The organism is Hyphomonas sp. TMED31, from assembly GCF_002172815.1.
GTDB lineage: Bacteria > Pseudomonadota > Alphaproteobacteria > Caulobacterales > Hyphomonadaceae > Hyphomonas > Hyphomonas atlantica.
On sequence record NZ_NHCK01000010.1, the window covers coordinates 36600 to 48752 of the forward strand.

Here is a 12153-nt window from a genome sequence, read left to right on the forward strand (position 1 = left end):
TGCATCATTTGATACCGAATAAGTAAGTACAGGGAATTTATATGCCAAATCCAAACACACTCATCTTCGTTGACTTGATGTCGGACGATCCCGTGGCGGCTGGAAAGTTCTATGCCGAAGTCATGGGTTGGGAAGACGACGTCCGGATGGATGGCCAGTACTGCCGCATGGTGCCGGGTGGAAACTTCAAGAATCCGGATGGGTCGGACAGCGAGATCGGCAATTTGCATATCGGGATCGGCAATGTGAAGAACCTGCGCCCTAACCCTGATCCGGCAGGAGTGGATCCCCGGGCGCTATCGGCAGAGACCCGCACATCCCGGCTCTGGGTTTTGGTCAGCGAAGATGACTCGGTTGACCGGATCATGGAGGCGGCGGAGGCGCGCGGAGCAAAGACGCTTTGGCGAAATCATTACTGGAAGGAATTCAATGGCTTCAATGATTCCTTTCAAGACCCGTGGGGCAACCAGATCATTCTTTGGCGCAAGGGCGGAGCAGATCCGGTGATCCCAGAGGGGTATACCAGCGAATGACCGACCTGGCGGGCGCAGACGCTATCGGGCAGCAGGCGGTAGCTCGCAAGACGGGTGTGGTCGTTGCTGCAACGGTGGGGAATATTGTCAGCACAACGCCCGCCGTCAGTGCGGTCTTCAGCCTGTTCCTTGTGCCGATCTCGACAGAGTTTGGTTGGCCACGGTCTGTTGTGTCTGGAGTCCTGCTGCTGACGGCTGTCATGTCGGCGATCATATATCCCATCGCCGGTCGATTGTCTGACAAATGGGGCTCACGGCGCATTATCCTTTTCGGAAGCGCTGTGTTTGCTCCGGCAATTGCGGGATTGGCGCTGGCGAATGGTTCCGTGCTTCAGTTCTACGCCCTGTTTGCGCTTGTCGGCGCTGCGGGGGCCATCCCGTCAACGCCCGCTTATTCCAAGGTGATTTCCGAGTGGTTCGATGAAAAGCGAGGACTGATGCTTGGGGTGGCAGCAGGGTTCGGCAATGGGCTCGGATCGACCTTGATGCCAATTGCGGCCGGGTTGATGCTGGTACAGTTCGGATGGCGTGGCGCCTATATCGGGATTGGCCTGATTGTCTTCTGTCTTGGGTTCCCTGTTCTTTTTGCATTGCTGCGGGACGCGCCTGGCCGGCTGGCGGTGATCCAGAAGGGCGANAGAGGNGCGCGAGNTTCTCCCGCAACGGAGACGCTATCCGGCGTCAGTCTTGGCGAAGCGGCATCCATGNNGACATTCTGGATTCTCATGGCGGCTGTCGCCCTTGGCGCCGGATGCATGACGGCCATTTTCACCCATGTGGTGCCCATGTTGATGGATCGCGGCATTTCCCTTCAATCCGCGACGTTGGCCATCAGTATCTTCGCCTTGGTAACTGCGGGGTGGCAAGTCATGACGGGATACTTCCTGGACCGTTTTTATACGCCAAAAGTAGCGGTGCCCATGTTTGCTGCGGCGATCCTTGGCCTGCTTTGTTTCCAGTATGGAACGGCCCTGCCGACCATCTACATCGGCGCCGCTTTGATGGGCATTGGGCTTGGNGCAGAGTTTGGCTGTCTGTCCTATTTTGTGTCCCGCTATTTCGGGCTTCGCTCATTCGGAACGATCATTGGGGTNTTCTACTCCGTCGTCATAGTCTTCCAGGGAGGGGCGCCGGTCTTGATGGATATCGGCTTTGACGTCACGGGCAGCTATGTGACNTCGGTATGGGTGCTCGCAGGTCTGCTCTTGCTTGGCACTGTCCTGATCNTGTTGCTTCCGGAGTTCAGCAAGAACTCGTCCGCTCACGATCAGGAGGTGATCAGCTGATGGCAGACNTGACNATNTTGGGAAGCGTCAATCTGGATGTTGTGCTTCGTGTTGCCAGCTTGCCAAGGCCGGGGGAAACTGTTTCTGCAACAGGGTCTGATCATTATCTCGGTGGGAAGGGAGCCAACCANGCGGTTGCCGCCGCGCGGTCTGGGGTCAATCTGGAATTCNATGCCTGCCTTGGAGATGATGAGGACGGGGCATGGCTCATTTCNGAGTTGGAGGCACTTTCTGTGCCTTCGGGCGNNATCGAAAAGNTGCCATCCATGCGGAGCGGTCGCGCTTATATCTGCGTGGACGCAGCAGGCGAAAATCACATCGTCGTCGATGCCGGCGCAAATGCTCAGCTCAAGGTCGTTCCGCCAAAGCGGGCCGACGCAAAAGTTGTCTTGTCCCAATTGGAGACGCCAATCGAAACGACACTTGCGTATTGTGCGTCGCTTGCAGGCTCCAATACGACAGCTGTGTTGAATGCGGCGCCAGCGATATTGCGGGCGCGCGATGACTTGTTCCACGTGATGAACATCATCGTGATGAACGAGTCTGAACTCGCATTCTATGCCGAAATTGAGAGCCTTCCGGAAGATATTGAAGATATCACCCGAATTGCCAGGACGCTGCTCTCGCGTGCGGATCAGGTTATCATCGTGACTTGTGGTGCCGCGGGTGCGNTGGCNATCAGTCGCAATCACCTGCACGTAACACCCGCGCGACGCACGAAAGCGCGAGACACAACCGGTTCAGGCGACTGTTTCTGTGGAACCTTGTGCGCGCGACTTGCCATGGGCGACCAACTTGATGCAGCGATGCAATACGCATCCATAGCGGCATCCTTGTCCGTTGAGAAAGATGGCGCCGCCGCATCCATGCCCTCGCGGGAAGATGTTGAGCTGATCATCTTCGAGATGGAGTCGGAGGAGGTTCCTGGATGAAGACCTGGTTGATTACCGGCGTCAGCAAGGGGCTGGGAAAGCAGATCGCTTTGCAAATGCTGGAGCAAGGCGACCGTGTGATCGGCACGGNGCGCTCTGAACAGGATCACGAGGNATTTTCCAGTCAGGCGGGCGGACGCGCCATTGCGCTGCTGCTTGATGTGACTGACTTCGATGAAGTCTTTGAGAAAGTAGCTGAAGCTGAAAGAGAACACGGTCCGATTGATGTGCTTGTGAACAATGCCGGATACGGATTGACTGGAGCCATTGAGGAAACCTCTATTCAGGAAATCAGATCGCTTTTCGACGTAAACGTTCTTGGCGCCATCGCCATGATCCAGGCNGTGCTTCCAGGAATGCGNCGGCGACGCGCGGGGCACATTGTGAATGTTTCCTCCGCCAGCGGGCTNGCNCCGTGGGCAGGAACCGGAATTTACGGCGCAAGCAAGTATGCGCTCGAATGTATTGGTCAGACATTGGCGGACGAGGTTTCGCCACTTGGCATTCATGTGACGAATGTGGCGCCGGGGGGAATGCGCACNGATTTCGCCGGCGGCTCCTTGCGCGCAGTTGAGCCGACTATTCCGGACTACGAAACGACGGCCCATATGGCCCATCAAGTGCTTTCGGAAGGNANGGGNCGGGANCCAAGNNCCCCNGGCAAGATCGCATTGGCNATTTCNCACCTGGTGGAGATGGATGTGCCGCCGCGGCTGCTGCTATTGGGCGCGGATGCGTACAAATACGCGACCGACCATCTCAGAAGCCAGCTTGATGCTATGGATGCGTTCAAAGAGCTCACGCATTCTGTTTCTGCGGAGGCAGTGTGATGCCTTTTTCAGCAATTCAGCGCGCCACAAGAATTCATGTCGCTCGGTGCAAGACCGATGCATCCAGCGTTGATANTCTCAATTNCNAATNTGCTGAATTTCCNGAGCCTGGAGGCCATGATGACGACTGNANCTGTGTGCAAACCTGTGACGACCGCNGCGGCCTGGCGTGGCGATGAGATCAAGGCNGGCGAGGAATGGATCTACCATCTNTCACCTGAGCAGGTNGANGAANTGGAGGACCTCGGAGCCCGGTTTGTTGAGGNGGATCCAGACCTTCGNTTCGTGCAAGCATCTGAGTATCCCCTGACAGCATGCGCCGAAGCGGTGGAAGCCTGGGGCCGTGATGTCGATACAGGGCGGGGTTTCGTTCTGGTGCGGGGATTGCGAACGCATTTGTATTCGGATGCCCTGTCTTCGGCGATCTATTACATTCTCGGCCTGCACATGGGAGATCCGATCCGTCAGAACGAGATGGGAGACTTGATCGACCATATCTACGCGACATCCGACAAGACGATGGATGACCCAACGGCGCTCTCATCAAAGGTGCGCGACAAGCTGGTCTATCATTCCGACAGTTCCGACATTGTCGCCCTGATGTGCCTGAGACCCGCAAAGGAAGGGGGCGCATCCTGTCTGGTGTCAGGTGCCGAGATCTATAATGAAATTCTGCGTCGCCGGCCCGACCTTGCGCCATTGCTGCTGGAGCCGTTTCATTGGGACTGGCGGCGGCAAGACCATAATGCCCCGGCCAACACGTACACATCGCCGGTGATCAGCATCGAAGAAGGTGTGTTCAGCATGTATGCGGGCTCGCTCTATATTCTGACGGCGCAGGAGTATCCGGGGGTGCCGAAGCTGACGGATGCGCAAAAGGAAGTGCTCGCGCTGTTTGACGAAATTACCTACGAGCCAGGCATGGCGATCGATATGGATTTCCGCCCCGGTGATATTCAATGGCTATCCAACTACGCCGCACTTCATTCTCGTACGGAGTTCTTTGATCATCCTGAACCGCAACGCAAACGCCATCTTTTGCGCTTGTGGCTCAGCCGGGATGCAGGGCGACCAGTTGTGGAGGGCTTTGGCAAGAATGGTGTTGTGCAGGTCAGGGAAAAACCTCGGGAAGGTGTCGATGATGAAGTGATCGGCAAATTCCATGTCGCGGACGCGGCCGTGCCCAGAATGATTTCCTGATCAAGCCACAGAAGAAGACGCTGAATGCCTGAACTGAAAGTGATCAAGCGCTCCGGAGAAGAGGTCGTCATAGAGGCAACCGCTGGCCATAGCGTAATGGAGGCAATATCTGCTTCTGGCGCCGAAGATATCGCTGCGATTTGCGGGGGTGCCTGCGCGTGCGCAACCTGTCATGTCTTCGTGGGGGATGAGTTTCTGGATCGCACGGGGGCGGCATCCGAACCGGAAAAGGAGTTGCTCGATTTCTCCGACAATGCACGGCCCCAATCCCGGCTATCATGCCAGATCATCATGACGGATGAGCTGTCGGGTTTGTGCGTGAAAGTTGCGCCTGAGTAAATGTGAGCGCCTGTGGAAGATGGTCGCCGATCAATAGTTGAGGCGCGAGAAATCAAGAACCGGATGGCTTGCCTTGGTGATAGTCCGGTATCGAAATGAGGGAATTGAAGACATGTCAGAGCCAGTTTCTCCAACCAAGTTTGACTTGCCATCCGATACCGGAGGCAAGGATCTGGGCATCTTCATGCCGATCGCCAATGGGGGGTGGATCCTGTCGAGAAACAAGCCGGAGCTCGATGGGTCATATGCCTACAACCGCAAAGTCGCGGTTCTGGCAGAAGAGCTGGGATACGACTTCATCATGTCCATGGCAAAGTATCGCGGATATGGCGGCGAAACCAAACAGTGGGATGCGACACTCGACGCGACGGTCACGATGGCAGCGCTGGCAGAAGTCACCAAAACCGTGAAGGTCTGGACCACTGTCCACACGATCCTGCAAAATCCGGGAACGGTCGCGAAAATGATTGCTACGCTGGATCAGGTATCGAACGGACGGGCAGGGCTCAATGTGGTCACGGGTTCCTACAAGGGCGAGTTCTCCCAAATGGGTATGTGGCCGGACGATGTTGACCACGACGCCCGATATGATCTTGCCGACGAGTGGATCAAGGCCATCAAGGGCTTGTGGACCGAGCCTTCTGTCACGATGGATGGCAAGTATTTCCAACTGGATGACTGCGTTTCGAATCCTAAGCCTTCGAAAAAGCCATTCCTTGTTTGTGCGGGTACGTCTGAAAAGGGAATGCGATTCAGCGCGAACGAAATGGACGCGATCTTCTTGTCTGGCGACGTTCCTGAAGTGCTGGCCGCTGCCAGTAACAAGGTGAAAGGCATCGCCGCCGAAATGGGGCGGTACATCCGCACGTACGCGATGATGACCGTTGTCCTCGGCGATACAGATGAAGAGGCTCAAGCGACGGCGCAACACTATCGGGATGGTCTCGATGAAGAAGCCCTGCGCGGTATGATGCGCGCCTACGGGTTCCTGGATGCCGAAATCGGCAAGGAGAATGCGTTCGTGAAAAAGGCCAGATCATCGTTCATGTCGCCGCACGTTGCAGGATCGCCTGATACAGTTGTGGAGCGTCTGTCCCAGCAATTGGAAGTGTCGGGTCTGGATGGCCTCATGCTGATCTTCCCCGACTATATTGAGGGAATGCCGAAATTTGCGGAAGAAGTGCTTCCAAAGTTGCGCGCAAAGTTTCCGTCTCTCGCCGGGGCGGCATAGATGACAGCTTTGCCGTCTGTATCTGACTTACCGCATGTCGGGACCGAGTTGCTCAGCGAGATACTTGATCCTGCACGTACCGCCTTGGTCCTGGTCGATGTTCAGGTGGATTTCGTTTCGCCAGATGGCGTGATCGGGCAGGCGGGCGTTGACCTTCGCCCAGCGCACATCGCAATGGCCCAGATGGCTCGTCTTCGTGAGGCGCTCAAGCAAAAGAGCGGAACCATCTGTTTCCTGAAGGTCGTGACCCGGGATGAAACAGACACGGACGCCTTGAAGAACCTCTATGCTTGGCGCGGCAAGCCGGGCCAGCACGCGATATGCCGTGCGGATGAGGCGGGGTCAGACTATTACCAGCTTGTCCCGGAGGATGGTGATCTCGATATAGCGAAGGTTCTGTTCGATGGGTTTCATGGCACGGAACTCGACGCGGAATTGAAGGCGCGCGGCATTGATACTGTGTTGATGGCGGGCGTGACGACGGATTGCTGTGTCGACCAGACCGCTCGGTCTGCCTTTCATCACAATTTCAACGTCGTCGTCGTTTCTGATGCGTGCGCGGCTTATGAAGAGATACTTCATGTCGGTGCGCTCATGGCATTGGAGAAGAATTGCGCTTTGCTGGCTGATACGCAGACAGTCCTGGACACCCTGGAAGGGTAACCCCAAATCGGAGCACGACCGCTCCGACTGGGCGCAAATACAAACTCGGAGTGCGCACAGCGACAATATTGATCGCCCCCGATGTGAGACCTTTGATGCTTGGTCCCTCACATTGACAGGATGGCGAGCATGTTTCGAAAGTGGTTGGTCTTTGCCATTCTGGTTGGCGGCTTCTTCGTGCTCAATGCCAGCACATTTGCATCACTCGGCGTCGTCCTGTTTGTTATGGCGGACGATCTGGGGTGGAGCTACACGTCCGCCGGATTGGGTTTCACCGTGCTTGGGCTCGCCGTCGGGCTGACAGGGTTTCTGCCGGCCTTTCTGCTTCCGCGTATTGGTGCACGACAGACATTTGCACTCGGCTTCGTCCTGGTCGGTGCCGGGTTTGGTCTGGCGAGCGCGAGCGAAGCGCTGATGACCTTTTTTGCGGCCATGTGCTTTGTCGGAGCGGGATTCTCCCTTGCCGGAAATGTCACGGCGGTGTGGTTGATCGGAGAATGGTTCCCGATCCGAACGGCCCGGATGATCGGCCTGTATCTCATGCTTGGCGGCATTGGCGATATCGTGGGCCCAGGCTTGAGTTACTACGTGGTCGAGTGGACGAGTTGGCGTGCAAACTGGACCATTCTGGCCGGGGTTTGTGGCATGCTGGTAATCCTTGGCGCGCTGGCCATTCCCAAGGACAAGACGTCGTATCGGGAACGGGAGGCCAATGAGGACGCGCTGGAGGGCTCGGCGGCAAGAAGTTCCGAGAACTGGAAAACGGCAGTGTTTCGTCCGCTTTTCCTGGTGATTGCGGCGGCGGTAACCTTCAATCTCGCATGCGTCACGACCGTCCACTCAATGGCTGTCAGTCATTTGAAGTTGATTGGGCTATCGCCTTCCGTTGGGGCACTTGGCCTCAGCTTCATGGCGTTTGTATCCTTGGCATTCAAAGGCCTGGCTGGACCGCTCTGTGAGCGGTTTTCGTCGAAACACTTGCTGGCCGTGAGTATGGCCTTGCAAGCTGTAGGGATTGTGCTGTTTGCGATCGCCATGAGCCCGGCCATCGTTGTGGTGTCTTCCTTGCTGTTTGGCGCGGGGTGGGGGATCACCGTTGTCGCGACGATGGTCGTGCTCATTGAGCGTTTCGGCAGGGTACTGGGTGCCCAATTGCTGGGCGTGTCGCACCAGATTTCCTCGGTTGCCGCCTTTGGTCCCTTGGCAGCTGGACTGGCCGCTGACAAGGTCGGCTCATTCGCGCCAGTTTTCTTCGTGTTCGCAATTGCGCTGGGTCTTTTGGCATTGTTTATCCAGGTTTTGAGGGACCCGGGATTGTCAAAGCTTCAACTCACAGGCACGACACAGGAAACTGGTTCCGCCGATGCTCTCAAAGCGTAAGTCCTTGTGAAGCGTCCGCTGTGGCTGCGAATACAACCTGTTGGTGTGTGTGGAGAGTAAGTTTCGTGTTTCTGGTGGTTCAGCTTTTGCAACTATTTTGGCGCTCCAAATCAAGTCAGGACGAGAACCCCAATCTAGCGTGAGATATCGCAAAGTTTGTGATTTTCTGCAGCTTGAGGGGTAATGTCATGGGTCGGAACAAAAGAAGTTTTATGAAGTGTGGTGCTGCTGTTGCGGCGCTGAGTGTTGCGCTGGTTCACGGTGGTGTCGCATTTGCCGATGATGCGGCGGGTGATGAAGATGACATCCGTAACATGAACCAGATAACAGTGTACGGAGAGAAGCGGGAAACAACTCTTCAGGATGCGCCAATCGCGCTGAGCGCTATCACCGGGGATATCCTGGAGCAGGCGGGCATCACGGATCCGAGCCAGCTGAATGGGTATGTTCCCGGCCTCATGATCACGAAAAGTGGCGGGTCTGAGCGCATCGTCACCATTCGCGGTGTAGGCCAGCAGACTCCAGAGAACTTCGCGACAATTCCGGGTGTGTCGTTTCATGTCGACGGCGCGTTCCTGCCAAATTCCATCGCGCTCAATATGGGGTTCTTTGATGTAGATCGCATCGAAGTCCTTCGCGGCCCGCAGGGCACTGTGTTCGGACAGAGTTCAACCGGTGGGTCGATCAACGTGATCACGAACCAGCCAACGCTTGGAGAGTCGAAGGGCACGTTCAAGGCAACTCTGGGCGACTACAACTACGTTCAGGGATTTGCCTCCTATAATGTGCCGATTGGTGAAACAGCGGCGATCCGCGGGTCAATCCAGCAAACGTCTCATGATGGCTATGCGACGGCCACCAGTATTGATGGCGGTTATGAGCTGGATGACGCTGACAATGAGCATTATCGCCTCGCCGCCTTGTGGGAGCCAACGGACAAGCTGTCCACAACGCTTTCCTATACGCTATACAATGACAAGCATAATGGCGGAGCACTGAAGAATATTGAGGACCCCAATCCTGATATTCGCGAAGTCACGCAGGACTTTCCCGCAAAGTTCAAGCTGAGGTCGGAACTTGCCACGCTCAACGTATCGTACGAGCTTCCTTTCGCGACGCTGAAGTCTGTGACGAGTTATCAGGACATGTCGCATGACCAGTCGTTTGACGCCGATCGCCTCGATCTGGCGACCTATGGCGGCTACGATCATGTTGCGACGTGGGCTACAGAAGCCGAAACCTTCATGGAAGAACTGACAATCAGCTCACTTCCGGAATCCGGAATCGACTGGATTGCAGGCGTATTCTATTCGAACACGGACTCGGCTCAATATGTGGTCGAATATCGGGAGCTTGGCGTCACCTCCATTCCGGGCCTCCCCGTTCTGCCTCGTGACACCACTCCGGCGGAAATTCCTTCAAACCTTGCCTACGAAAACATTTCGACCGTCAATCGTGAGTCGGTTGCTCCGTTCTTCCAGGCGACAATCCCGCTGATGGAAAACCTGAGCGCTACAGTCGGCGCGCGTTACAATGACGACAAGTATGACGGCGAGGGCGCTTCGTACTATTCAACGCCGACCGCCAGTTCGTTCGCAACACAGACTTGGACCGGGAAAGTCGGGCTTGACTACGATATATCCGAAGACTCGATGGTGTATGCGAGCTGGTCACGCGGCTACAAGCCGGGCGGCCTGAATGGCGGAACGTCAGGCGCACTTGTTGTCTCCTCGACATATGATGAAGAGACTGTGGAGGCGATCGAGTTCGGCTCCAAGAACACGTTCCTTGATGGCCGCGCAACGCTCAACGCCTCGGTCTTCTTCAATCAGTATGAAAACATGCAGTTCATCGAAGAGGATCCGATTCCCTATGCCGGGGGCATTGGCAACATTCCTGAAGCTGAAACATATGGTATCGAGCTGGAAGGCAGCTATCTGACCTTCAACGACCAGCTCATGCTTGGCGGCAATATGGCCATGCTAGACGGGGAGGTCACCGCTGACTATGTGGCGCTGGATCGCCGCCTTGCTGACCTCGCCGGAGATGAAGCGGTGAATTCAGGCGCTACATATCCCTGGTCTTATGACTGGTTTCTCGCGCGTCAGTCTGCAGGCGTGCAGGTCGAGGGCAACACCCCGCCAAATCTCGCTGACCTGACATACAATCTGTATGCGGCCTGGTTCCAGCCAATTGGTGATCATGGTGAGCTGACGTCTCGCATCGAGAATGTATATGTTGGAGAGTATGAGGCGCGCATTTTCAACACGGCTGGCGCGGATGATGTGCCATCATACAGCCTCTGGAATGCGTACTTCCAGTATCAGCCGAATGAAGCGCCGTGGTTCGTGTCGGCTTCGATCACGAATATCGGCGATGAAGAGGGTATCTCGGGCCGGTTCGTGGACCCTTACTCAAGCGGAACTGTGAGCAATGAGTATGTCCCTCCGCGGCAATTGCTCGTCACATTCGGATTTGAGTTCTGATCTGAAGCGAAGCCAAACTATTAGAAGGAAATAGACGTGTCCGAATTTGACGGCGACAAGACGTACCAGCATTTCACCGCAAATCGAGTCACGCCCTATATGGGGGCCGAGTTGGATGGTATTGATCTGACCCGGCCCCTCTCACCCAGCCAGGCAGACGAATTGCGAGATGCGCTGGCCAGGTTCCAGGTTATCTTCTTTCGTGACCAGGAAATCAGTCATGACGCGCACAAGGATCTGGGGCGATTGTTTGGGCCTCTCGCGATCCATTCGGCGGTGGCTGGCATCGATGGACATCCAGAGATAGTGGCCATTCATGCCGATGCTGACTCAAAATATGTTGCCGGAGAGAGCTGGCATTCGGATTTGAGTGCAGACGAAGAACCTCCGCTTGGCAGTATCCTTTATCTTCACACCGTTCCGGAAACGGGCGGGGATACGATGTTTTCCAGCATGTACAAAGCCTATGACGCCTTGTCTGAACGGATGAAAACATATCTCGAAGGATTGGAGGCGGTGCATGACGCCAATCCGGTTTATCATGCTCTGTTCAAGGATTATGATAAACGGTATCCGGTTGCGACCCATCCGGTCATTCGCAGGCATCCGGTGACCGGAAAGAAATGTATCTTCGTCAATTCGTCCTACACGACCCATATTGAGGGATTGTCGGATGAGGAGAGCAAGGCGGTTCTAAACTTCCTGTTCGACCACGTGAAGAATCCGAACTTTCAGATACGGTTTCGCTGGAAACCGCACTCCATCGCCTTTTGGGACAACCGTGCCGTCCAGCACCTGGCGGTTTGGGACTATTTCCCGGAAGTCAGATCCGGTTTCCGGGTCACGATCGCGGGTGACAAACCCGTTTCCTAGGGAATGCGATTGTGGTCCGCTAGTCGTGCTCGAAGCTGAAGACAGAGATACCGCGCGATCTTGTATCGAAGACAAGTTTCTTGTTTAGCGGAGCGTGGGCCCTGGATGGGCAATTGTTCCGGTCGCACATATAGCAATTCACCCCAATGGGCGTCGCCTGCATGGCGGGCAGATTGAGTGTCTGCGCATATATCAGGCGTGGCGCGTAAGCGATGTCACACCCAAGGCCGATGGCATACTTGGTTGGCGGTCGGTCAAAGGCGCCTTCCGATCGTGACATCGTGCGGGCGATTGAGAAATAGGTCGTATTATCCGGCATCTGAATGATTTGTGTGCGCACCTGGTCGGGCGTCGCAAAGCAATCATGGATATTCCAGAGCGGGCAGGCGCCACCGAATTT

12 protein-coding genes are annotated in these 12153 nt (G+C 55.8%); 11 read left to right on the forward strand and 1 reads right to left on the reverse strand.

The genetic code is table 11. The features are described 5' to 3' along the window. Nucleotides 1-41 precede the first annotated feature (41 nt). The 11 genes from CBB91_RS01360 to CBB91_RS01410 all read left to right on the forward strand — a co-directional run bounded on the left by CBB91_RS01360 (nt 42) and on the right by CBB91_RS01410 (nt 11753). Nucleotides 42-533 carry a VOC family protein gene (locus tag CBB91_RS01360; protein ID WP_345906699.1) on the forward strand — a complete coding sequence of 164 codons (492 nt, stop codon included), beginning with the start codon at nt 42-44 and terminating at the stop codon, nt 531-533. Continuing rightward, a complete protein-coding gene (locus CBB91_RS01365) occupies nt 530-1819 on the forward strand; it encodes an MFS transporter (protein WP_273011315.1) in 1290 nt (429 codons plus the stop codon). Before CBB91_RS01360 ends, CBB91_RS01365 begins: the two co-directional genes overlap by 4 nt. Next, the gene (locus tag CBB91_RS01370; RefSeq protein WP_273011317.1) at nt 1819-2751 is read left to right on the forward strand and encodes a ribokinase; all 933 of its coding nucleotides are present in this window, start codon (nt 1819-1821) and stop codon (nt 2749-2751) included. Before CBB91_RS01365 ends, CBB91_RS01370 begins: the two co-directional genes overlap by 1 nt. Next, the gene (locus tag CBB91_RS01375) at nt 2748-3581 is read left to right on the forward strand and encodes an oxidoreductase (protein WP_273011320.1); all 834 of its coding nucleotides are present in this window, start codon (nt 2748-2750) and stop codon (nt 3579-3581) included. The genes CBB91_RS01370 and CBB91_RS01375 overlap by 4 nt, the downstream gene beginning before the upstream one ends. A 120-nt stretch (nt 3582-3701) precedes the next feature. Next, a complete protein-coding gene (locus tag CBB91_RS01380; protein ID WP_288145207.1) occupies nt 3702-4781 on the forward strand; it encodes a TauD/TfdA family dioxygenase in 1080 nt (359 codons plus the stop codon). A gap of 24 nt (nt 4782-4805) precedes the next feature. Further along, the gene (locus CBB91_RS01385; RefSeq protein WP_273011326.1) at nt 4806-5120 is read left to right on the forward strand and encodes a 2Fe-2S iron-sulfur cluster-binding protein; all 315 of its coding nucleotides are present in this window, start codon (nt 4806-4808) and stop codon (nt 5118-5120) included. 112 nt (nt 5121-5232) lie between these two features. Further along, nucleotides 5233-6351, forward strand: coding sequence for an LLM class flavin-dependent oxidoreductase (locus CBB91_RS01390; protein WP_035554677.1), 1119 nt, complete (start codon nt 5233-5235; stop codon nt 6349-6351). Then, complete coding sequence (locus CBB91_RS01395) at nt 6352-7014, forward strand: isochorismatase family cysteine hydrolase (protein ID WP_273011329.1); 663 nt, start codon at nt 6352-6354, stop codon at nt 7012-7014. A 129-nt stretch (nt 7015-7143) separates the two neighbouring features. Continuing rightward, nucleotides 7144-8394, forward strand: coding sequence for an MFS transporter (locus CBB91_RS01400; protein WP_273011332.1), 1251 nt, complete (start codon nt 7144-7146; stop codon nt 8392-8394). A gap of 212 nt (nt 8395-8606) precedes the next feature. Beyond that, the gene (locus CBB91_RS01405; protein WP_273011334.1) at nt 8607-10880 is read left to right on the forward strand and encodes a TonB-dependent receptor; all 2274 of its coding nucleotides are present in this window, start codon (nt 8607-8609) and stop codon (nt 10878-10880) included. 36 nt (nt 10881-10916) lie between these two features. After that, nucleotides 10917-11753 carry a TauD/TfdA family dioxygenase gene (locus CBB91_RS01410; protein WP_035554683.1) on the forward strand — a complete coding sequence of 279 codons (837 nt, stop codon included), beginning with the start codon at nt 10917-10919 and terminating at the stop codon, nt 11751-11753. 19 nt (nt 11754-11772) lie between these two features. On the opposite strand, the gene CBB91_RS01415 is transcribed toward CBB91_RS01410, so the two are convergent. Then, the coding region (locus CBB91_RS01415; protein ID WP_273011338.1) for a DUF2083 domain-containing protein at nt 11773-12153 on the reverse strand (381 nt) is incomplete at its 5' end.